Source organism: Micromonospora echinospora (genome assembly GCF_900091495.1).
Lineage (GTDB): Bacteria > Actinomycetota > Actinomycetes > Mycobacteriales > Micromonosporaceae > Micromonospora > Micromonospora echinospora.
The window spans coordinates 4,252,084-4,273,399 of the sequence record NZ_LT607413.1 but is presented as its reverse complement, the minus strand read 5'-3'; the positions used below and the strand labels follow the sequence as shown (position 1 = coordinate 4,273,399).

Below are 21,316 nucleotides of genomic sequence, written 5' to 3'. Positions count from 1 at the left end.
GGGGACCCCTCCTACCACCCGGGCGGGTGGGTCAGCAGGACTCCGTCGCCCCGATCTCGTCGTCGACGACCTGCGCCCGCCGGTCGTTGGCGACCGGGCCGGCGGTGACCGGGTACTCGCGCGGTTCGGCGTGGTGGCTGGGCACCCAGCCCGCGCCGAGGCGGGTCCGGCGGGCGTTCGCCACGGCCTGTGCCGACTGGCGAATCATCATTGATCCCCCTGTGGTAGACGAAGGTTGCTGATCCAGCATGATCACAAAGAACGCTGGGGATGTTCTCCACCGGGTAGGCCCCGAAACGTCCACCAGGTGTGTTCTTCGCCGCTGAGCTGCCCTCGAGCCGCGCCCGTTGCTCGCCGTATCTCGATGCGTCACGCTCTGCGGGTGCTTCTCCTGATCGTCGCCTTCGGCATCGTGCTCCTCGGCGCCTTCGCCCAGTCGGTGAGCGGCTTCGGGTTCGCCCTGGTGGCCGTGCCCCTGCTGGCCACGGTCATCGACCCGCGTACCGCGGTGGTGGTGACCGCGCTGACCAACATCTGGCTGACCGTGGTCGCCGCCACCCGGGACCACCGGCATGTGCGCTGGCGGATGACCGGCGTGCTGACCGCTGCCGCCCTGGTCGGTGTGCCGATCGGCCTGCTGGTCCTGGTGACCCTCCCGGAGCGGCTGCTCAGCGCGCTGATCGCGGTCGTCGTGCTCGGCTGCGTCGTGCTGGTCTGGTCGGGCGCACGGCTGCGCACCGGGGCGGTCGGCATCGGCGCGGTCGGCGTCCTGGTCGGGGTGCTCACCGCCGCCACCGGCACGAACGGGCCGCCGCTGGTCGCCGCCTTCCACTCCCTCGGCTACGACCCGCGCACCTTCCGGGCCACCCTGGCGGCGGTCTTCTCCAGTGCCGGGCTGATGGCGCTGGCCGGGTTCGCCCTGGCCGGCCGGATCGACGCCGAGGTGCTGCGGCTGAGCCTGGCGGCGCTACCCGCCGTGCCGCTCGGCTGGTGGCTGGGAAACTTGGTGTTCGACCGGATCGCCCCGGCGGTGTTCCGCCGGATCGTCCTGGTCGGACTGCTCGGCAGTGCGGGCGCGGCCCTCGCCGCCGTCGCCGCCTGAGCCGACCCGCCCAGCCGGGTTCAGCCCGGAGTGTCGTCCTCGGTCGGACGGGGTTGGCGGTACTTACTGATCCACTGCTCGATGTCCTCGGCCAGCCACACCTTCATGCCACGAAGCTCCTGGTAAGGCTTCGGGAAGGTGGGATACCTGGCGAGCTGCTGGAACCGCTGCCGCGAGACACCCAGGCGCTGAGCGATCTCGTACGGCCCCATCAGGAGGCCGGGCCCACGGTCCATGTCCCGAACGTAGGCACGCAGGGTATATCCTTTTGACAATTGCCACTTGACTAGACCAATGGTGGTGGCCGATCGTGGATGTATGCCGCGATCCGTCTCATACAGGGAGTATTTGACCGCCGTCGCCATGACCCTGGCTCGCAAGCACCGGCCGGTGTGGTCGTGGACCCGCTGGCGGCGCATGTGCCGGTGCGGAGCCGACCTGCCGTGCCGGGTCCGCCACCGCGTTCCGATCAACCGTGGGCACTGGCCGGGTGAGACCCGGTGACCACCCACGGCCCCGTGCTGCCCACCTGGACCTGCGGCGGGTGTGCGCTCCCGTGGCCCTGTCGCACCCGACGCCGCGAACTTCAGGCCGAATTCGACCGCGCTCCGGTGTCCCTCGCGCTCTATATGGGCTCGTGCTTTCTCGCCGCGAGTCAGGACATGGCCTGGGCTCCGGCGGGGATGCTCCACCGGCGGTTCCTCGGTTGGCTTCCGTGACCGCTCTGCGCGCCGGGGACCTGCTGCACGTCACGCAGGCGGCCAGCGTGCAGTTCCACAAGCCGATCGTGCTCCGACTCATCCGGGTGCTCGACTGGCCAACGTTCGACGGATGGGTGTGGCTGGATGGCTACCAGCTCGACACCAAGGGTGATGCCGTCGCCCGGCGGTCGATCTTCGTACAGCCGGTGGGGCTGCGGAAGCTGACCAGCGCACCAGCACCCCGCCGCCGCGCCGGAAGCCGACCGAGGACAACCAGCGCCGTCTCCCGCGCGTAATTCCCGTGGCCCACAGCGGACCGCTCGCCCAGGTTGTCAGCGGAAGTCGCGGGAGGCGGGCGTGACCGGGGCGTCGATCGGGTCGAGGCGGTCGGCGGTGAGGCTGGTGACCCCCTCGTGCCGGTGCAGGATGCCCCGGACCACCAGGGCGTTGCTCGTCTTCGCCACCCGCCGGTAGCGCTGCCAGAGCCCCGGTGAGCAACTGACGTTGAGCATGGCGGTCTCGTCCTCCAGGTTGAGGAAGGTCACCCCGCCGGCCGTGGCGGGGCGCTGCCGGTGGGTGACGATGCCGCCGACCCGGATCCGCCGACCCGGTTCGACCCGGCCGAGCCGGGCGATCGGCACCGCGCCGAGCGCGTCCAGCCGGTCCCGGAGGAAGCGGGCCGGGTGGCTCTCCGGGGAGAGGCCGGTCGCCCAGACGTCGGCGACCAGGCGGTCCACCGCGTCCATGCCGGGCAGGGTGGGCGCGGTCACGCCGGTCACCGTGCCGGGCAGCCGGTCGGGCCGCTCCTGGGCCGCCGCGCCGGCCGCCCAGAGCGCCTCCCGCCGGGTCAGCCCGAAACCGGCGAAGGCGTCCGCGGTGGCCAGGGCCTCCAACTGGGCGGCGGTGAGACCGACCCGCCGGGCCAGATCCGGCATGTCCCGGTACGGTCCGTGCGCGCGTTCGGCCTCGATCCGCTCGGCCACCCCGTCGCCGAGGGTACGTACGCTCGACAGGCCCAGCCGGACGGCCGGGCCGCCCAGCCCCCAGGCGTGCGGGGGCTCCCCCGGCCCGCTCCCCCACCGGGTCTCCGGCGTGGACTCCAGGGTGGCCTTCGCCCCGCTGGCGTTGACGTCCGGACGGCGTACCTCGACGCCGTGCCGGCGGGCGTCCTCGACCAGGGTCTGCGGCGAGTAGAAGCCCATCGGCTGGGCGTTGAGCAGGGCCGCCAGGAACGGGGCCGGGTGGTAGCGCTTGAGCCAGGAGCTGGCGTACACCAGGTAGGCGAAGCTCATCGCATGGCTCTCCGGGAAGCCGTAGCTGGCGAAGGCGGAGAGCTTGCGGTAGACGTCGTCGGCCAGCTCGCCGGTGATGCCGCGTTCGGCCATGCCGGCGTAGAGCCGCTCGGCGATCCGGGCCATCCGTTCCGCCGAGCGTTTCGCCCCCATCGCCCGGCGCAGCTGGTCGGCCCCGGCCGCGTCGAAGCCGGCCAGGTCGATGGCGAGCTGCATGAGCTGCTCCTGGAACAGCGGCACGCCGAGGGTCTTCTCCAGCGCGTTGCGCATCAGCGGGTGCGGGTAGGTCACCGGCTCCTGGCCGTTCTTGCGCCGGATGTACGGGTGCACCGAGCCGCCCTGGATTGGGCCGGGCCGGATCAGCGCCACCTCGACCACCAGGTCGTAGAAGCAGCGGGGTTTCAGCCTCGGCAGGGTGGCCATCTGGGCGCGGCTCTCCACCTGGAACACGCCGACCGAGTCGGCCCGGCAGAGCATGTCGTAGACCTCGGGGTCGTCCAGCGACATGTCACCCAGGTCCAGGCTCATGCCGATCATGTCGTACCCGTAGTGCAGGGCCGACAGCATGCCGAGGCCGAGCAGGTCGAACTTGACCAGGCCGACCGCCGCGCAGTCGTCCTTGTCCCACTGGAGGACGCTGCGGCCGGGCATCCGCCCCCACTCCACCGGGCAGACCTCGATCACCGGACGGTCGCAGATCACCATGCCGCCGGAGTGGATGCCCAGGTGCCTCGGGAAGGTCTGGAGTTCGTTGGCGTACGCCACCACCTGCTCGGGGATGCCCTCGACGTCGACGGCGGCGACCGACCCCCAACGGTCGATCTGCTTGCTCCAGGCGTCCTGCTGACCGGGGGAGAAACCGAACGCCTTCGCCACGTCCCGCACCGCCGAGCGGGGCCGGTACGAGATGACGTTGGCGACCTGGGCGGTGTGCTCCCGGCCGTACCGGGCGTAGACGTGCTGGATGACCTCCTCCCGGCGGTCGGACTCGATGTCCACGTCGATGTCGGGTGGGCCGTCGCGCTCGGGGGCGAGGAAACGTTCGAAGAGCAGCCGGTGCCGGACGGCGTCCACGTTGGTGATCCGCAGCGCGTAGCAGACCGCCGAGTTGGCCGCCGAGCCCCGCCCCTGGCAGTAGATGTCCTGCTCCCGGCAGAACGCGACGATGTCGTAGACCACCAGGAAGTAGCCGGGGAAGCCGAGCTTCTCGATCATGTTCAGTTCGTGGTCGAGCTGCGCGTACGCCTCAGGGTGTGCCGCGCGCGGCCCGTAGCGTTCCCGCGCGCCCTGCTCGGTGAGGTGGCGCAGCCAGCTCATCTCGGTGTGCCCGGCCGGCACCGGGTACGCCGGTAGCTGCGGCGCGACGAGCTGGAGGTCGAAGGCGAGTTCCCGGCCGAACTCGGCGGCCCGCGCCACCGCCCCCGGGTAGGCGGTGAACCGGGCGGCCATCTCGGCCCCGCTGCGCAGGTGCGCGGTGCCGGCGGCGGGCAGCCACCCGTCGATCTCGTCCAGGCTGCGCCGCGCCCGTACGGCGGCGAGCGCGGTGGCCAGCCGACGCCGCCCCGGCGTCGCGTAGTGCACGTTGTTGGTGGCGACCGTGGGCAGGCCGGCGACGGCGGCCAGCTCGGCGAGGGCGTCGTTGCGGTCGGCGTCGACCGGGTGCCCGTGGTCGGTCAGCTCCACCGCGACCGTGTCCGGGCCGAACAGGGCGGCCAGCCGGTCCAGCTCCCGGGCGGCGGCGTCGACCCCGGCGGTGAGCAGGGCCGCCGGCACGTGCCCCTTGCGGCAGCCGGTGAGCACCAGGACGTGGTCACGCAGCCCTTCGGCGACCTCTTCCAGCGGGCCGTAGACCGGGCGGCCCTTCTCGCCGCCGCGCAGTTGGGCCCGGGAGATGGTGGCGGCGAGCCGGGCGTACCCCTCGGGGCCGTGCGCGAGCAGCAGCAGGTGACGGCCGAGCGGGTCCGGTTCGCCGTTCTGCGGGCCGGGCAGGTCGAGGGAGAGTTCCGCGCCGACGACAGTGGGCAGCGCCAGGGCGCGGGCCGCCTCGGCGAAGCGGACCACTCCGTAGAAGCCGTCGTGGTCGGTGACGGCTAGCGCGGTGAGCCCGAGCCGGGCGGCTTCCTCGGCCAGTTCCTCCGGGTGACTGGCCCCGTCGAGGAAGCTGAAGTTGGTGTGCGCGTGCAGCTCCGCGTAGGGCACCACGCCGTCGGGACGGGTCAGCTCGGGCGGCTCGTAGTGCGGGCGGTTCCGGGTCCAGGCGGGGGCGTCCCCGCCGTCGCCGTTGACGGCGAGGGGATCCACCACGTGCAGGTGCCGTTCCCCGGGGCGGCCGTCGCCGCCGGACCGCCCGGAGAGCACCCGCTCCAGCTCCGACCAGGGCAGCTTCGGATTGTGGAAACTCACCGTGCCCCGTTCCCCGTCGGAAGGTGCGGGCGGCACCGCTCGCCACCGATCGTGGTGGGTTCCGGCCCCTCCCGGGGCCCGAACCTGCCACGATCCACTCCCCGCTCAGTCATAGATCGCCTCCACCAGCCACTGGCCGGCCTCGACCGCCAGCAGGAGGGCGCCGCCGTCGGCGAGGAGCACCTGGAAGCGGGCCGCGCGCCGCGCCTCGGTCGGGGCCCACCACCGTTCGTCGACCGGCCACGGCCCGGCCCAGCCGACGACCTCCACGGGTGGGGCCGAGCCGACGGCCACCCGGGCGGGTGCGGCGGTGAGCTGGAGCCGGGCGCTGACCCCGACCGGCTCGCCGGTGGCGCCGTGCACGGTCGCGGCGAGCGGGGCGGGCAGCACCACGGCCGGCGCGGGTGGCGGCAGTCGCCCCGGCCACGGCGGCAGTTCGGGACGCGTCGGGGTCGCGCTTCCCGGGCCCGCCCGGCGGCCCTTCGACCGGCTGCCCGAATCCGACCGCCGTCCCACCTGACCAGCAGGAACGGGAACCGGCACGCCGACCGGGCTGGCCGACCCGCCGGAACCGGGAACCGCCGCACCGGCCGGTCCGGAACCTGTCGACCCGGCGGAGCCCGTCGGCCGGTCGGCGGCCGGCCAGCCCGGTTCACCGGGACGCGCGGGGAGCCGCTCGTCGCCCCACGGCACCAGACGGACCTGGTCGGCCGGGGAACGTCCGCCACCGAGCACCGCGGTCACCACCGACTCCGGGCCGAGCAGACCCTGCACCCGGCTCAGCGCCCGGTGCGCCTGCTCGCGTTCCTCGCCGGTGGCGCCCCACAGGCCGGGCTGCAACCCGACCTGGGCGAGCACCCCGTCCGGCACCAGCCGGAGCCGGATGATCCCGGCGGTCGGACCGCCCGGACGACCGGGGCCGCCGGAGAGCCACCCGTCGAGTTGCCAGCGGAGCCGGTCGGCGATGGCCGTGGCGGTGAGCAGGCCGTCGTGCCGCCAGACCCGGTGCAGTTCCTGGCCGTGCGCGGTGACCGCCTCGACCCCGAGCCGGGTGCAGGCCAGGCCGTGCGCGGCCAGCCGGTCGTGCAACCGCTCGGCCAGCGCCCGGGCGGCGAACGCGGCGGCGTCCACCCGGTCGAGCGGCTCGTCGTAGTCGGCGCTGACGGTCAGCTCGGCCGGGGGCACCCGGACGGCGATCGGGCGGTGGTCCCGCCCGGCGGCGAGGCGGTGGGCCAGCGCCGCGTCGAAGCCGAAGCGGGCCAGCACGTCCCCGGCGGGCAGCGCCGCGAAGTCGCCCAGCGTCCGGATGCCGAGCCGGCGCAGCAGGTCGGCCAGGGCCGGACGGCCGAGCGCCTCGACCGGCAGCGCGGCCAGGAACCCCGGCGTGCCGTCGGGCGGCACGACCTGCCCGGTACGGGCGGCCAGCCCGGCGGCGAACACCCCGTCGGCGATGCCGACCTGGCTCTCCACCGCACACGTCTGGGCGACGTGTTCGATGATCCGCTCGGCCGCCGCCTCCTCGCCGCCGAAATACCGGGTGGGCCCCCGGGCGGCCACCGCGCAGGCCCCGGGCCGGACCACCTCCACCCCGGCGACCAGGTCCTCGACGGCGGCGACCACCGGCTCGAACGCACGGGTGTCCCGGGCCGGGTCGTAGTCGACCACGGTCAGCCCGGGGCAGCGCCCCTGCGCCTCCCGTTTACGCAGACCGCGCCGGATCCCGTCGGCGCGGGCGCGTTCCGAGCAGGCGACCACCCGGTTGGCGTGCAGGACGACGACCGGCCCGGTGGCGGGCACCCCCTCGACGATCTCGGCGGCGACCACCGGCCAGTCCGGGCACCAGAGCAGCAGGGTCCGGGTGGCGCGGGACGGGTCGGTGGCCGGCTGGCCGGCGGCTCCGGCCGCCACTCGGGCGGGGTGACGGGACGCCGGGGTCACGCCGACCCGACCAGGGTCAACGGGCCCCGCCGGGGCACCGTGGCGGACGTGGCCGGACGGGAGGCGGCGGACCGGGGCACGATCCGGGTACGGCCGTCGCCGGGCAACCAGACGGTGATCTCCTTCGGTCGGGCCGCAGCGCCCCGGCCCCGCGCCGAGACGGTCACCTCCCGCCGGCGGAGCCGGCCCCGCCCCGGCCCGATCCCCTCCCAGACCCCCCGGACCACCTGCAACGTGACGTCGGCCCCCGCCCATCGGCCGTACGGGACGAGGACGCTGCCCCGCTGCCGCGCCCGGGCGGCCAGCCGACCGGCGACCGAGGCGGAGACCGTGGCGGGGACTGCGGTGACCACGACGTCGACCCCGTCGATCAGGGCGGCGACGACGGTGGCCCACTCCGGACCGGGGTGCGGCACCAGGGCCAGCCGGTCCAGGGCGATGCCCGCCTCGGCCGCCGCCACCGCACCGAAGGTCGGCACCCCGACCACGGCGCACCACGAGCCGGCCCGGGACGCCTCGGCGAGCAGCGCCAGCATCAGGGACGTCCCACCGCTGCGCCGGGGCTGCCCGGTGGCGACCGAGACCGTGCTGCCCCGGCGCAGGCCCCGGTTGGGCAGCAGCCCGGTGAGTTCGGGCAGGACCGGCAGCACCCGCTGGGCGTCCGCCGGGTCGGGCGCGCTGGCCGGTCGGACCAGCCCGGCCAGCGCGGCGGAACCGAGCACCATCCGGCCCGCCATGGACAAGCCCCCCGTCGTGTCGTACTGGATCAGTGGTGTGTGGCCGGCGGACCGGGTCGGATGGCGGACCGGGTCGGGACGCCGGGGCGGTCAGGCGGCGAGGCCGTCCAGGGCCGGCTGGTGGGTCAGGCCGAGCGCCGTCTCCACCACCAAGACGAACTGTTCGGCGGCACGGAGCAGGTCGTCGGCCTCGCGGGCGGTCACCACCCGGGGGATGCCGGCCTCGGCGGCGGCCCGCTTGCCGGCACCGGCGGCGAAGAAGGTGGCCCACTCGCTCAGCTCCGGGGCGACCCCGGCGAGCAGGACCCAGACGCTGGTGATCCGGTTACGTCGGGCGGGTGCGGGACGGGCCCGGGCGGCCAGCAGGGCCGCCGCCGCGCGCAGCGCGGCCAGGTGGGCGGCGGCGTAGCGCAGGCCGTCGGGGCGGGTCTGCGCGGCCTCGGCCAGGCCGCCACGGGCCACGGCGAGAAGCTGGGCCGGGGTGCGGTGCGGCAGCACGTGCGTGGGCACCGTGGGTGCCGGATGGGACGGCATGACTGTCTCCTCCGCGTCGCCGAGACGGCCGCGCCACCGGCGGAGGCGGATCCGTCCGGCGGCGGGGCCCGGTTCTGGGATGGTGCGGAGGAAGACGCACCCGGTGCGGCCGGCCGGGTGTGGACGCTTCCCCACACCACACCCGGCCGGCTTGACCGGCGGGTTCGCCGTCCGCCGCCCGGGGGTCGTGGGCGGCGGACGGCGATCCTGCCTTGACGGGACCGGGCGCGCGACTGCCCGGTGCCCGGTGCGGTCCGCGTCACCGCACCATCCCGGGAGCAGCGCCGCGAAACACCCCTCCCGGGCAGTGGGAACCGGTGCCCGACTCAATCGAACACCCGTTCTAACCACTGCTGACAGTACACCCTGCCGCCGGGGAAAACGCAACGTGTGGCACGACCCGGACTCGGTAACCTCCCAGTCGTGATCAGCCCCCGCCCCGCCCTGGGTGTCGTGATGGTGCTCGCCTCGGGCATCCTCTTCGCCGTCAACGGCACCGTCTCCAAGCTGGTGCTCCGCACCGGCATCGACGCGCCCCAACTCACCCTGCTCCGCGCGGCCGGCGCGTTCACCGTCCTGCTGGCGCTGAGCGTGCTGGTCCGCCCCGGCGTCCGGCGGCTACGGGTCACCGCCCGGCAGGTCCCGCTGCTGGTCGGGTACGGGCTGACCGGCTTCTTCCTGGTGCCGATGCTCTACTTCGTCGCCATCTCCCGGCTGCCGGTCGGCATCGGGCTGCTCTTCGAGTACTCCGCCCCGCTACTGGTCGCCCTCTGGGCCCGGTTCGGCCAGCGGCACCCGGTCCGGCCCCGGCTCTGGTCCGGCCTGGCCCTGAGCCTGGTCGGGCTGGCCTGCGTCGCCGAGATCTGGGGCGAGTTCACCCTGGACGGCCTCGGGGTGCTGGCCGGTCTCGGGGCCGCGCTCTTCCTCGCCATCTACTACGTGCTCGGCGCACGCGGTGTCGAGGGACGGGACACCGTCTCGCTCTGCACCTGGGCGTTCGGCGCGGCCGCCGTGGCCGGCCTGCTCACCCGGGCGGTCACCGGTGTCGGCGACTGGACGCCGCTGGCCGGCACCAGCCGGGGCGTACCGGTCGCGCTGCTGCTCGGATACGTGGTGGTGCTCGGTTCGGTGGTGCCGTACCTGCTGGTCGCCGGGGCGATGCGGCACCTGCCGGCGACCAGCGTCGGGATCATCGGCATGGTCGAGCCGGTGATCGCCTCGGCGGTCGCCTGGGTGACCCTCGGCGCGACCGAGGCGCTCAACGCCGCCCAGCTCGGCGGGGGCCTGCTGGTGCTGGTCGGGGTCGCGCTGGCCGAGACGGCCCGGGTCGCCCCGGGTGGGCCGCCCCCACCGGCGGAGACCGACCAGCCTGGTCCACCGGACGTGGTCGCCGTGGTCACCACCGGTCCGGCCGGTCCCGGGCCCGGAAACCGCGCCTGACCCGCCCCGACTCCCCAGGCCGGGCACGCAGCCCGGAGCAGGCACGCTGCCCCGACTCCCAGGCCGGCCGGGCCACCCAGAGCGGGGCACGCCAACCGGGACGGCCACGCCACCCGGGACGGGCACGCCCGCCCCGGCCTGGCGTGGCCGATGCGACGGGCGGCGGCGTACCGGGGAGAATGGCCGGCATGCAGCCACACCCCAGCGTGCGGGTCGCCCCACCGGGGCACCCCGTCCCGCTGCGCGCTCCGGTCGGCCCCGCGCTGGCCGGATACGCCGAGGTCCGGGCCGCCGATGGCGTGCCCCGGGCGGTCTTCCCCCGCGCGTACGCCGAACTGCTGCGGATCGCCGCCGGCGTTCCGGCCGGGGTGGCGTGAGCCGGCCGGGGCCCGTCCCCGAACTGGTCACCCTGCACGTCTGGCGGGTGGGTCGGGCCGACCTGCCCCGGGTGCTGCCCCGGATGGCGTTCGGCCCGCGCCGGCTCCGCGCCACCGAGGGGGTGCGCTTCGCCAAGCTGCTCGGCACCGGAACGGGCACCGGCTTCGGCCCCGGTGACGTCGAGCCGACCCGCTGGGCCGCGCTGACCGTCTGGGCGTCGGCGGAGGCGGCAACCCGGTTCGACGACTCCCCGGTCGGCCGGTCCTGGGCCCGGATCGCCCGCGCGGCCGTCCGGCTCGACCTGCGTCCGGTGACCAGCCGGGGCGAGTGGTCCGGGCGGCAGCCGTTCGGCGACCCGTCCGGCGGTCGGGTGACCGGACCGGTGCTGGCGCTGACCCGCGCCCGACTGCGCCCCCGGCGGGCCGCCACCTTCTGGCGGGCGGTCCCCCCGGTGGCCGCCGCGCTGCGCCACGCGCCCGGCCTGCTCGCCCGGTTCGGCGTCGGGGAGGCGCCGCTGGGCTGGCAGGGCACGGTCAGCGTGTGGCGGGACCCGGCGAGCCTGGTCGAGTTCGCGTACCGTCACCCGCAGCACCGGGCCGCGATCACCCGCACCCCCACCGAGGGCTGGTACGCGGAGGAACTGTTCGCCCGGTTCGAGGTGCGTGCCGTGGTGGGTGACCGGGCGGTGCTGGACTGGACCGGTGACGACGACACGGAGACGGTGGAGGGCGCATGAGGTTGGTGCGGTGGACCCCGGACGATCTCGTCCGGCGGCTGGACGACGTGGTCGCCGTCTACGGCGAGGCGATGGGGTACCGGCCGGACCTGCTGGAGTCCCGGCGCGGCTACATCGCCACCCACGTCCGCCGGCCGGGCTTCCGCGCGGTGGCCAGTCTCACCACCGAGGGCCACCTGGCCGGCTTCGGGTACGGCTACCTCGGCACCCCCGGGCAGTGGTGGCACGACCAGGTCAGCCGGGCGCTGGACCCGACCCGGCGCGGGATCTGGCTGAGCCACTGCTTCGAGGTCGTCGAGCTGCACGTCCGGCCCCCGGCACAGGGGCACGGCCTCGGCGCGGGGCAGTTGCGGGCGCTGCTCGCCATGGCCGAGGGGAGCAGCACGCTGCTGTCCACCCCGGAGGCCGACGAGGAACGCTCCCGCGCCTGGCGGCTCTACCGCCGGTTCGGCTTCGTCGACGTCCTGCGGAACTTCCACTTCCCCGGCGACGAACGCGCGTTCGGCGTGCTCGGCCGGTCCCTCCCCCTTCCACCGCCGGCCCCCTCCGGTCCGGCGGCGTCCGCCGGCCCGGCCGTCTCCGGCCCGCACCCGGTGACCGGCCCCGTCCGCCATGAGCGGTGACCGGCCCCCACCCGTCGTGACCGGCCGTTCCGCACCCGTCGCGCCCGATGACCGGCCCGCCGCCGCGCGCCGGCCGGAACGGGGTGCGGGCGGGGACACCCGGCCGCCCCGACCGACCTGGGTGCTGCTCGGCGTTCTCGTCCTCGCCCAGATCGGCTACCCGCTCACCGGCGGGAGCACCCGGGCGGCGCTGACCGTGGCCACGGTCGTCCTCGGATACCTCCTCTCGGTCGGCCACGCGCTGCTCACCCGGGGCCCCCGGACGGCGGCGGCACTGGTCACGGTCGCCACCGGCGGCGGGTTCGCCATCGAGGCGCTCGGCGTGGCCACCGGCTTCCCGTTCGGCAGCTACGACTACTCCGGTGAACTCGGGCCGAAACTCGCCGGGGTGCCCCTGATCATCCCGCTGGCCTGGACCTGGATGGCCTGGCCGGCGTGGCTCGCCGCGACACGCCTCGTCCGGTCCGGCGTACGGCGGGTCGCGCTGGCCGCCGTCGGCCTGGCCGCCTGGGATCTCTTCCTCGACCCGCAGATGGTCGCCGAGGGGTACTGGCGCTGGCGGGACGCCACCCCGGCCCTGCCCGGCCTGCCCGGCATCCCGGTCAGCAACTACCTCGGCTGGCTGCTGTTCGGGGTGCTGATGATGACGCTGCTACGGCCGCTGGCCGGATCGTCGGCCGACCGGACCGGCCCGGCGGACCACCCGATGTACGCGCTGTACCTGTGGACGTACTTCTCCAGCGTGCTGGCCCACGCGGTCTTCCTCGGCCTGCCCGCCTCGGCGCTGTGGGGTGCCGCCGGCATGGCGGTGGCGGCGGTGCCGCTGGCGGTCACGCTCGTCCGGGGCCACCGGCGACAGCGGCCACCGGCAGGGTCCGGACACCGGCGGCTGGACGCCACCGCATGACCGGTCCGGTCGTCGCCGTGCTGGTCCTGCTGGTCGTGCTCGCCGCGTTGACCGGGCACACCCTGGTCAACGCCACCCGTTGGCTGCGTCGCCCCGCCGACCGACCAGCCGTGGTCGACGAGCCGGTGGCGGTGCTGCTGCCGCTGCGCGACGAGGCCGACCGGGTCACCCCGTGCCTGCGGGCGCTGCTCGCCCAGCGGGGCGTGCCGGGGCTGCGGATCGTGGTGCTCGATGACGGCTCGACCGACGGCACCGCCGAGGTGGTGCGCGCCGTGGTCGGCGACGACCGGCGGGTCACCCTGCTGACCGGGGTCACGCCGCCGCCGGGCTGGCTGGGCAAGCCGCACGCCTGCCACCAGCTCGCGCAGCACGCCGATCCGGCGGCCACCGCGCTGGTCTTCGTCGACGCCGACGTCGTGCTCGCCCCGGACGCGGTGGCGGCGGCCGTCACCGAACTGCGCGCCGCGCGGGTGACGCTGCTGTCGCCGTACCCGAGGATCCTGGTGGCGACGGCGGGCGACCGCCTGGTCCAGCCGCTGTTGCAGTGGCTGTGGCTGACCTTCCTGCCGCTGCGCGCGATGGAACGCTCGTCCCGGCCGTCGCTGGCGGCGGCGGGCGGGCAGTTTCTGGTGGTGGACCGGGCCGGCTACCACCGGGCCGGCGGGCACGCGGCGGTACGCGACCGGGTGCTGGAGGACATCGAGCTGGCCCGCGTGGTGAAACGGGCCGGCGGCCGGATCGCCCTCGCCGACGGCTCCCGGCTGGCCGACTGCCGGATGTACGACACCTGGCCGCAGCTACGCGACGGCTACACCAAGTCGCTCTGGGCCTCGTTCGGTCACCCGGGCGCGGCGGCCGTCGTGGTGGCCCTACTCGGTCTGCTCTACGTGGCGCCGCCGCTGCTGGTCGCCGCCGCGCTGCTGGTCGGCGCGCCGACGGTCGCCGCGCTGGCCGCAGCCGGCTACCTGCTCGGCGTCGCCGGACGGGTGGTCAGCGCCCGGGCCACCGGGGGCCGGTGGTGGCCCGACGCGCTCGCCCACCCCGTGTCGGTCGTGGTCCTGGGTTGGCTGACCGTCCGGTCGTACCATCTGCGGAAGCGACGCCGTCTCTCCTGGCGGGGTCGTCCGGTCGGCTAGGAGGGCGACATGGCTCGGGTTGTGGTCGTCGGCGCCGGGGTGGGTGGGCTGGCCGCCGCCGCCCGGCTGGCCGCCGCGGAGCACGAGGTGACCGTCTTCGAGCGCGCCGACACGGTCGGTGGGAAGCTCGGCCGGTACACGCACGACACGCCCGCCGGGTCGTTCCACTTCGACACCGGTCCGAGCCTGCTCACCCTCCCCGAGGTCTTCACCGAACTGTTCGAGGCGACCGGGGCGAAACTCGACGAGTACCTGGACCTCGTCCCGCTGGATCCGATCGTGCGGCACGTCTTCCCCGACGGCGGGCCCGGCGCGGCGTCCGGCGGCGGAACCACCCTGGACTCCTGCGCCGACCCGGTGGAGTTCACCGAACGGATCGGCGCGACGTTCGGGGACCGCGCGGCGGCCGACTGGCGGGGACTGTGGCGGCGCGCCGGCCGGGTCTGGGAGGCGTCCTGGCGGGACGTCCTGCGCCGGCCGATCGACTCGCCCCGGGACCTGGCGGCGCTGGCCTGGCGGCTGGGCGACCTGGCCGCGATCGCACCCGGCCGCACCCTGCGCGGGCTGGGCCGTCGTCACCTGAGCGACCCCCGGCTGCGGATGCTGCTCGACCGGTACGCCACCTACACCGGCGCGGACCCGCGCCGCGCGCCGGCCGCGCTGGTCGCCGTTCCCTACGCCGAGCTGGCCTTCGGCGGCTGGTATCTGCGCGGCGGCCTGGGCACGCTCGCCGACGCGCTGCTGTCGCGCTGCCTGGACCTCGGCGTGGTCGTGCAGACCGGCGTCACGGTCACCCGGATCGACGCGGCCGGCGGCCGGGTCCACGGGGTACGCCTGCGCGGCGCGGCCACACCGGTCCCCGCCGACGTGGTGGTGGCCAACGTCGACGCGCTGACCGTCTACCGCGACCTGCTGCCCAGCCCCGGCCGGCTGGCCGGGCTCGCCGACCGCAGCCTGGCCGGGTTCGTGTTGCTGCTCGGGGTACGCGGGCCGACCGGCCTGGCGCACCACAACGTGTTCTTCCCCCGCGACACCGACGCCGAGTTCGACGCGGTCTTCGGCGACCCGGGGCGGGGCCGGCGTGCCCGGCCAGCGGTCGACCCGACGGTCTTCGTCACCGTGGCCGACGACGCGATGGTCCGCCCGACCGACCACGAGGCGTGGTTCGTGCTGGTCAACGCGGCCCGGCACGGCACCGCCGCGTCGGCCGTCGACTGGCGTCGTCCGGGGCTCGCCGAGGCGTACGCGGACCGGATCCTGGACGTGCTCGCCGAGCGGGGCGTCGACGTACGGGACCGGCTGCTGTTCCGCGAGATCCGCACCCCGGCCGACCTGGACAGCGCCACCGGGGCACCGGGCGGCGCGATCTACGGCACGGCCGGGAGGCTGCTGCGGCCGGCCAACCGTGCCCCGGCGCACGGCGTGCACCTGGTCGGCGGCTCCACCCATCCGGGCGGCGGCCTGCCCATGGTGACCCTCTCCGCCCGCATCGTCGCCGACCGGATCGGCCCCGCCTGAGGTGCTGGCGCTCCGCTTCCTCCGGCGGGCGGACGACCTCAACGGGTTCGGGCCGGCGTGGGGGCGTCGGCGGCGAGCAGGGCGCGGCGGACGGCGGAGAGCAACTGCCCCAGCCCGAAACCGGCGAGCAGCACCCAGACGGCGGTGGCCAGGGTGATCGTGCCGGCGGCCAGCTCGGGCCGGACCAGTCCGGCCAGCCCGGCCACCAGCAACCCGACCAACGCGACGCTGACCCGGGTCGGCCGCTCCCCCACCGTCACCGCGCCGATCTCGCGCATGCCGGCGGCGACGGCGCGGGCGCGCACGTACTCGTGCAGCCAGGAGAGCGCGCCACCGGCCACCACCAGCGCGCCCGGCGCTCCCACCAGCCAGAACGCCAGCAACCAGGCGATCTCGCCGAGCCGGTCGGCCAGCGAGTCGTAGACGTATCCGAGTCGGGTGCTACGGCCGGTCACCACCGCCACCGCGCCGTCCACGCTGTCGGCCACCGCGGCGAGCAGGACGAAGAGCGCGGCGAGGAACGGGCCGTCGGAGGGGCGTACGGCGAGCAGCGGCACGCAGAAGCAGAGCAGCACCCCGGCGGCGGTGACCGCCGTCGGGGTGACCCGCAGCCGGCCCAGCAGGTAGCCGACGTGGTACGCGAAACGCAGCCAGCCGCGGACCACCGGGGCGGCGGCCCGGGGATCGAAGCCCCCGTGCAGCCGGGCCCAGGCGGTCGCGTAGTCGTCCCATCTCAGCGGAGTGCCCACCACGGATCAACCGTAGGAGGACCCGTCGGGTGTCGCGGCGGCGGCACCCGGTCGTGGTCCGTGCCGGAACAGCCGGGGGCCGGCACACCGGAGCGACGACGTCCACCACCCGCTCGCCCATCCGCACGCTGGCCCGGACGACCGGCACGGTGACGACGCGGCGGGGGATCCTCCCGTCACACCCGCGCGCCGACCTGGAGGTTGCGCCAGACCTCCCGGGTGGCGGTGGAGCGGTTCAGGGTGATGAAGTGGATTCCCGGCACGCCCTCGTCGAGCAGCCGTCGACACATCTCGCTGGCCTGCTCGATGCCGAGCCGGCGGACCGCCTCCGGGTCGTCACCGACCCGCTCGAACCGCTCGGCGAGCGCGGACGGGAAGGGCGCGCCGGAGAGCTGCTCGGACCGGGCGATGGTGGCGAGCTGGGTGACCGGCATCACCCCGGGCAGGATCGGAGTGTCGCAACCCGCGGCCGCCACCCGGTCGCGCAGCCGGAGATAGTCGTCGGCGTCGAAGAACATCTGCGTGATCGCGAAGTCGGCCCCCGCCCGGCACTTGCGGACGAAGTGCTCGGTGTCGGAGACGACGTCCGGCGAACGGGGATGCCGGTAGGGGAAGGCGGCGACCCCGACGCTGAAGTCACCGGAGTCGCGGACCAGCCGCACCAGGTCCTCGGCGTAGTGCACCCCCTCGGGGTGCGGGATCCACTCGCCGGTGGGGTCGCCGGGCGGGTCGCCTCGCACCGCCAGCACGTTGCGCACTCCCACTCCGGCCAGCCGCCCGATCACGTGCCGCAGCTCGGCGACGGAGTGGTTGACCGCGGTCAGGTGCGCCATCGGCAGCAGGGTGGTCTCGGTGGCGATCCGTTCGGTGACCGCCACGGTGGTGTCCCGCGTCGAGCCGCCCGCGCCGTAGGTGATCGAGACGAACGAGGGGCGCAGCGACTCCAGCTCGCGGATCGCTTGCCAGAGCAGGGTCTCCCCCGCCGCGGTCTTGGGCGGGAAGAACTCGAACGAGAAGGTCGGCTGGCCGTCGCGGATCAGCTCCCCGATCGACGGCTGGGAGTTGGGAAGGACCGAGGGAAGACCGAGCGCCACTCCACGACTCTACCGGGCGGGGACGTTCCCGGCGGTCCGCCGATGTGCGGCCCGGTCGAGAGACGTCGGACTCCCGGTCGAAAGACGCCGGACTCCCGGTCGGGGAACGCTGGACTCCCGGTCGAGCGACGCGGCGGTACTCCGGTCGAGGAAGCGGATCCTCCCGCTGCGGAGTCGTCGTACCCCTCGGGTATGCAGGAGGCAGCGCGGTGAGCGGGTGGGGGTCGGCCGCCCGCCGTGCGGGGGTCCGCAGTCCGATCGACGGCGCACCGGTCCGGGTCTCCCCGGCCGCCGGGAGTCGCCGTGACCTTCCCGGAGGCCCCCATGATCCCGCCCCCGCCGCACGGCCCGGAGCTGTCCGGGCCCCTGCTCGCCCGGTTCCGGCTGGCCCGTGGCTGGAGTCAGGCCCAGCTCGCCGCCCGGCTCTGCGCCGCCGCCGGGGTCGCCACGCTCAGCCGGCACGAGGTCTCCCGCTGGGAGCGGCAGGTACGCGTGCCCGGGGAGTTCTGGCTCGGCTGGCTCGCCGTCGTGCTGGAGGTCCCCCGAGAACGGCTGTCCGGGGCCGCGGCGGCGAGCCGCCGCACCGACGCGTACCCGGTGCCGGACGGATCCCGGGCACGACGGGCCCTGCTGGCCCTGGCCCAGCGGTGGCTGGCCGACCCGGACGGGTCGCTCCTGCTGCCCGGCGCCGAGGCCGCCCGGGTCTCCGGTCCGCTGCTCGGCGACCGCCCGACTCCGGACGACCCGGCGGGATGGCTGGCCGGGTTGCGTCGGCTCGACGACCTGTCCAGCGGCGCGGACCTGACCGGGCTCGGCGCGTCCCGGTTGGGGCGGGTGGCCCGGGCCGTCCGACTGGCCGGCCCGTCCGGGCGGCGCCGGCTGCTGCCGGTGCTGGCCGAGGCGGCGCAGCTCGCCGGCTGGCTCGCCGCCGACGCCGGTGACCCGGCCGGTGGCCTGACCGCGTACCGGCTGGGGTTGCGGGCCGCCACGGCGGCCGGTGACCGGATGCTGGCCGGACACGTGCTCGGCTCGGCGAGCCACCTGCTCGCCGGGGTCGGTGACCCGTCCGGCGCGCTGTCGCTGGCCCGCGCCGCGTACACCGGGGCCGGTCCGGGCGCCCCGGCCGGACTGCGGGCGGTGCTGTTGCACCGGGTCGCGCTGGCCGCCGCGCTCGACGGCCGGCACGCCACCGCCGGGCAGGCGCTCGCCGCCGCCCGGCGCGTCGCCGACCGGCACGACCCGCGCCGGGAGCCGCCCTGGCTCTACTGGCTCGACCCGACGGAGCTGGCCGCGATGACCGGCCGGACGCTGACCGTGCTCGGCCGACCGCTGCGCGCCGAGCCGCTGCTGCGCGCCGGCTGCCGTCCCGGGCAGCCACGTGCCACCGCCGTCTACGGGGGCTGGCTGGCCCGCGCGTACCTCGATCTCGGCGAGGTCGAGCAGGCCTGCGCGGTGGCCGGGGAGGCCCTGCTCGCCGCCGTCCGGTCCGGATCGGTCCGGGCTGCGGGTCATCTCGCCGAGGTGGGGCGGCGGTTGGCCGCGCAGCGGGCGGAACCTGCCGTACGCCGGCACGCGGCGCTGGTCACGGCGGCCCGCCCGTACCTTCCCCGGCGCGTCACACCCCCGGTGGTGCGCGGTCGCCGACGGCGACCGGCTAGCGTCGTCACGTGACCCACGCAGCTCCCGTATCCCCTGTCGACCGCGCCGGCCTGCGGCAACGCGTCGACAAGGCCCTGACCGGATTCCTGGCCAACCAGCGCGGCTGGCTGACCAGGGTCGACGAGGCACTGGTGCCAGTCGCCGAGGCGGTCGAGGCGTTCGTGCTGCGGGGCGGCAAGCGGTTGCGGCCGGCGTTCGCCTACTGGGGTTACCGGGGCGCCGGAGGGGTGGATTCCGAGCAGGTGGTCGCCACCCTCTCCGCACTGGAGTTCGTCCAGGCCAGCGCGCTGATCCACGACGACCTGATGGACCGGTCGGACACCCGGCGGGGCGAGCCGGCGGTGCACCGGCGGTTCGCCCTCCGGCACCGCGACGCCGGGTGGACCGGGGACGCGGAGGGCTTCGGCGACGCCGCCGCGATCCTCCTGGGCGACCTCTGCCTGGTCTGGTCCGACGAGATGCTGCACGGCGCCGGCCTGGACGCGCGGACCCTGGCCCGGGCCCGGCCGGTCTTCGACGAGATGCGCACCGAGGTCACCGTCGGGCAGTACCTCGACGTGCTGACCCAGGCCACCGGGGACACCTCGCTGGAGCGGGCCGGGAAGGTGGCCCGCTACAAGTCGGCCAAGTACACCGTCGAGCGGCCGTTGCTGCTCGGCGCGGCTCTCGCCGGCGCGACCACGGAGGTCGAGGCGGCCTACTCGGCGTACGGGCTGCCGCTGGGCGAGGCGTTCCAACTCCGTGACGACGTGCTCGGGGTGTTCGGTGATCCGGCGCAGACCGGCAAACCGGCCGGCGACGACCTGCGCGAGGGGAAGCGGACCTACCTGGTGGCGGCGGCCGTCGCGGGAACCGACGACGCGGGACGGACGCTGGTCGAGCAGCATCTCGGCGATCCCGAGCTGGACGAGGCCGGGGTGGCCCGGCTCCGCGAGGTGATCACCGTCAGCGGGGCGTTGGCGCGTACCGAGGAGCGGATCGCCGCCCTCACCGAGACCGCGCTGGCCGCGCTCGCCACCGTCGACCTGGAGACCGAGGCCCGCCAGGCCCTGGTCGACCTCGCCATCGCCGCCACCCGCCGCGCCGACTGACCGCAGCCGACCGGCCCGGACACGGGCCGCGGGCTGCCGGCCCCGAGGTCAGGGGCGGTTACGACGGCGCAGGAGGTCGAGCAGCCGGCTGCCCTCGCCGGCGGTCGGGGTGCGCTGCACGCCGCGGCGACCGAGCCAGACCCACACCGACAGGGTCAGCAGGACCAGCGCGAAGCCGAAGACCAGGTCCTCCACCGGCGCGTACGCGAGCCGGACGCCGGTGATCGCCTCGGGGTCGTACCGGACGATGTTCCGGCCGGTCAGGATGCCGTTGGAGACGAGCTGGAAGAACACGATGATCGGGTAGGTGGCCCAGAAGACCGGCCGCAGCAGCAGCCGGGTGCGCAGCACGTACAGGTCGACCACGGCCACGCAGACCGCGCCGGTCAGGGCGGCGATGGTGTACGTCATGCCGGTTCCCCGGCTCCCGGCGGCACCCGGTCGGACGGCCGCCCGGTCGACGGCCCCGCGCCGTCCGCCGCCGCCCCGGCGGGTCGGACCGTCGGGCCGGCGGGTTCGTCCCCCGCCGGCCAGCGGTTGACCGCGCGTACCGCCTCGAAGCCGAGGATCGTGCAGACCGGTACGACGACGAAGAAGAGCAGTTCGTCCACGGGCAGTTCGCCGGGGAGGAGCACGCCGGTGGTCTGCTCCGGGTCGAAGGTCCAGTGCCCGGCGGCGATCGCCGCGAGGTCCCAGAGCACGAAGACCAGCACCACCGGCACCAGGGTCAGCAGCAGCCGACGCCAGCGGCGCAGCACGTTGACCCGGAACACCGGCTCCAGCCAGAGCGCGCAGACCAGGCACCCGGCCAGCACCCCGAGGTAGGCGAACTGCCGCACCTCAGAAACCGAGCGCCTGGGCCCGGCGCTTGACCTCGCGGGCCAGGTCACCGCCGAGGGCCACGGCGGGGGTGCCCGGCAGGGTGTCGTCCGGCTCGTACAGCCAGCGCAGCGCGGCGTCGTCGTCGTAGCCGGCGTCGGCGAGCAGGTTGAGCACCCCCGGCAGGTGCTTGAGCACGGTCTTGTTGGCGACCAGGTCGACCGGGATCTTCCGGATGCCGTCACGGCGGACCGCGACCAGCTCGCGGTCCCGGATCATCTGGTGGACCTTGCTGATCGACACGTCGAGGCGTTCGGCGACGTCGGGCAGGGTCAGCCAGGCGTCGTCGGCGGCGGGACCGGGGCCCGGAACAGCCCGGTCGGCGGGTACGGATTCGCTCACCCGATCACCCTGCCACGTCGTGCCGTCCACCGGCCAACGGGGCGTCCAGCCGGCCAA

21 protein-coding genes and 1 pseudogene are annotated in these 21,316 nt (G+C 75.4%); 11 read left to right on the top strand and 11 right to left on the bottom strand.

What is annotated here, in order from left to right; all coding sequences use genetic code 11:
* Positions 1 to 31: 31 nt before the first annotated feature.
* Positions 32 to 211, bottom strand: coding sequence for a hypothetical protein (locus GA0070618_RS19280; RefSeq protein WP_088982875.1), 180 nt, complete (start codon positions 209 to 211; stop codon positions 32 to 34).
* Between the two features lie 171 nt (positions 212 to 382).
* Between GA0070618_RS19280 and GA0070618_RS19275 the strand changes: the two genes are divergently transcribed.
* On the top strand, positions 383 to 1,102 hold the full coding sequence (locus GA0070618_RS19275; RefSeq protein WP_157748963.1) for a sulfite exporter TauE/SafE family protein: 720 nt from the start codon (positions 383 to 385) through the stop codon (positions 1,100 to 1,102).
* Positions 1,103 to 1,122: 20 nt separating this feature from the next.
* Here GA0070618_RS19275 and GA0070618_RS19270 read toward each other — a convergent pair whose 3' ends face one another.
* A complete protein-coding gene (locus GA0070618_RS19270; RefSeq protein ID WP_231931372.1) occupies positions 1,123 to 1,338 on the bottom strand; it encodes a helix-turn-helix transcriptional regulator in 216 nt (71 codons plus the stop codon).
* 479 nt (positions 1,339 to 1,817) lie between these two features.
* On the opposite strand from GA0070618_RS19270, the gene GA0070618_RS19255 reads away from it, so the two are divergent.
* On the top strand, positions 1,818 to 2,099 hold the full coding sequence (locus tag GA0070618_RS19255) for a hypothetical protein (RefSeq protein WP_170107776.1): 282 nt from the start codon (positions 1,818 to 1,820) through the stop codon (positions 2,097 to 2,099).
* 36 nt (positions 2,100 to 2,135) lie between these two features.
* Here the strand turns inward: GA0070618_RS19255 and GA0070618_RS19250 are convergent, their stop codons facing one another.
* The 4 genes from GA0070618_RS19250 to GA0070618_RS19235 form a co-directional block, all read right to left on the bottom strand.
* Positions 2,136 to 5,498, bottom strand: coding sequence for an error-prone DNA polymerase (locus tag GA0070618_RS19250; RefSeq protein ID WP_088985666.1), 3,363 nt, complete (start codon positions 5,496 to 5,498; stop codon positions 2,136 to 2,138).
* 105 nt (positions 5,499 to 5,603) lie between these two features.
* Positions 5,604 to 7,406 carry a DNA polymerase Y family protein gene (locus tag GA0070618_RS19245; protein ID WP_088982871.1) on the bottom strand — a complete coding sequence of 601 codons (1,803 nt, stop codon included), beginning with the start codon at positions 7,404 to 7,406 and terminating at the stop codon, positions 5,604 to 5,606.
* A 26-nt stretch (positions 7,407 to 7,432) separates the two neighbouring features.
* Positions 7,433 to 8,173: a hypothetical protein gene (locus GA0070618_RS19240; RefSeq protein ID WP_088982870.1), complete on the bottom strand. Its 741-nt coding sequence runs from the start codon at positions 8,171 to 8,173 to the stop codon at positions 7,433 to 7,435.
* A 90-nt stretch (positions 8,174 to 8,263) separates the two neighbouring features.
* Positions 8,264 to 8,707 (bottom strand): SAV_6107 family HEPN domain-containing protein, encoded by a 444-nt coding sequence (locus GA0070618_RS19235; protein WP_088985665.1) that lies wholly within the window; start codon positions 8,705 to 8,707, stop codon positions 8,264 to 8,266.
* 423 nt (positions 8,708 to 9,130) lie between these two features.
* Here GA0070618_RS19235 and GA0070618_RS19230 point away from each other — a divergent pair, with 423 nt between their 5' ends.
* From GA0070618_RS19230 to GA0070618_RS19200, 7 genes and pseudogenes are all read left to right on the top strand, one after another.
* Positions 9,131 to 10,147 (top strand): EamA family transporter, encoded by a 1,017-nt coding sequence (locus tag GA0070618_RS19230; protein ID WP_088982869.1) that lies wholly within the window; start codon positions 9,131 to 9,133, stop codon positions 10,145 to 10,147.
* 188 nt (positions 10,148 to 10,335) lie between these two features.
* Positions 10,336 to 10,524 (top strand): YbaK/EbsC family protein, encoded by a 189-nt coding sequence (locus tag GA0070618_RS19225; protein WP_414467526.1) that lies wholly within the window; start codon positions 10,336 to 10,338, stop codon positions 10,522 to 10,524.
* Entirely contained in the window at positions 10,521 to 11,261 is a 741-nt protein-coding gene (locus GA0070618_RS19220) for a monooxygenase (protein WP_088982868.1), read from the top strand. The genes GA0070618_RS19225 and GA0070618_RS19220 overlap by 4 nt, the downstream gene beginning before the upstream one ends.
* Positions 11,258 to 11,818: pseudogene (locus tag GA0070618_RS19215) on the top strand (GNAT family N-acetyltransferase); the annotation flags it as partial. The gene GA0070618_RS19220 and the pseudogene GA0070618_RS19215, both read left to right, overlap by 4 nt.
* A 187-nt stretch (positions 11,819 to 12,005) precedes the next feature.
* Positions 12,006 to 12,791, top strand: a complete 786-nt coding sequence (locus GA0070618_RS19210; protein ID WP_231931920.1) for a carotenoid biosynthesis protein — start codon at positions 12,006 to 12,008, stop codon at positions 12,789 to 12,791.
* The gene (locus GA0070618_RS19205; RefSeq protein WP_088982865.1) at positions 12,788 to 13,927 is read left to right on the top strand and encodes a glycosyltransferase family 2 protein; all 1,140 of its coding nucleotides are present in this window, start codon (positions 12,788 to 12,790) and stop codon (positions 13,925 to 13,927) included. The genes GA0070618_RS19210 and GA0070618_RS19205 overlap by 4 nt, the downstream gene beginning before the upstream one ends.
* Positions 13,928 to 13,936: 9 nt before the next feature.
* Positions 13,937 to 15,445: a phytoene desaturase family protein gene (locus GA0070618_RS19200; protein ID WP_088982864.1), complete on the top strand. Its 1,509-nt coding sequence runs from the start codon at positions 13,937 to 13,939 to the stop codon at positions 15,443 to 15,445.
* Between the two features lie 38 nt (positions 15,446 to 15,483).
* Here the strand turns inward: GA0070618_RS19200 and GA0070618_RS19195 are convergent, their stop codons facing one another.
* Positions 15,484 to 16,197 carry a CDP-alcohol phosphatidyltransferase family protein gene (locus tag GA0070618_RS19195; protein WP_088982863.1) on the bottom strand — a complete coding sequence of 238 codons (714 nt, stop codon included), beginning with the start codon at positions 16,195 to 16,197 and terminating at the stop codon, positions 15,484 to 15,486.
* A gap of 173 nt (positions 16,198 to 16,370) precedes the next feature.
* Positions 16,371 to 17,288, bottom strand: a complete 918-nt coding sequence (gene metF / locus GA0070618_RS19190) for a methylenetetrahydrofolate reductase [NAD(P)H] (protein WP_088982862.1) — start codon at positions 17,286 to 17,288, stop codon at positions 16,371 to 16,373.
* A gap of 303 nt (positions 17,289 to 17,591) precedes the next feature.
* Here metF and GA0070618_RS19185 point away from each other — a divergent pair, with 303 nt between their 5' ends.
* Both GA0070618_RS19185 and GA0070618_RS19180 read left to right on the top strand, forming a co-directional pair.
* Positions 17,592 to 18,959, top strand: a complete 1,368-nt coding sequence (locus GA0070618_RS19185) for a helix-turn-helix domain-containing protein (RefSeq protein ID WP_231931371.1) — start codon at positions 17,592 to 17,594, stop codon at positions 18,957 to 18,959.
* Positions 18,956 to 20,038: a polyprenyl synthetase family protein gene (locus GA0070618_RS19180; RefSeq protein WP_088982861.1), complete on the top strand. Its 1,083-nt coding sequence runs from the start codon at positions 18,956 to 18,958 to the stop codon at positions 20,036 to 20,038. Before GA0070618_RS19185 ends, GA0070618_RS19180 begins: the two co-directional genes overlap by 4 nt.
* 48 nt (positions 20,039 to 20,086) lie before the next feature.
* On the opposite strand, the gene GA0070618_RS19175 is transcribed toward GA0070618_RS19180, so the two are convergent.
* The 3 genes from GA0070618_RS19175 to GA0070618_RS19165 are packed head-to-tail and all read right to left on the bottom strand — an operon-like array spanning position 20,087 to position 21,259.
* Positions 20,087 to 20,449 (bottom strand): lycopene cyclase domain-containing protein, encoded by a 363-nt coding sequence (locus GA0070618_RS19175; RefSeq protein ID WP_088982860.1) that lies wholly within the window; start codon positions 20,447 to 20,449, stop codon positions 20,087 to 20,089.
* Positions 20,446 to 20,877, bottom strand: a complete 432-nt coding sequence (locus tag GA0070618_RS19170) for a lycopene cyclase domain-containing protein (protein ID WP_088982859.1) — start codon at positions 20,875 to 20,877, stop codon at positions 20,446 to 20,448. The genes GA0070618_RS19175 and GA0070618_RS19170 overlap by 4 nt, the downstream gene beginning before the upstream one ends.
* 1 nt (position 20,878) lies before the next feature.
* Complete coding sequence (locus tag GA0070618_RS19165; RefSeq protein WP_088985664.1) at positions 20,879 to 21,259, bottom strand: Rv2175c family DNA-binding protein; 381 nt, start codon at positions 21,257 to 21,259, stop codon at positions 20,879 to 20,881.
* Between the last annotated feature and the right edge of the window lie 57 nt (positions 21,260 to 21,316).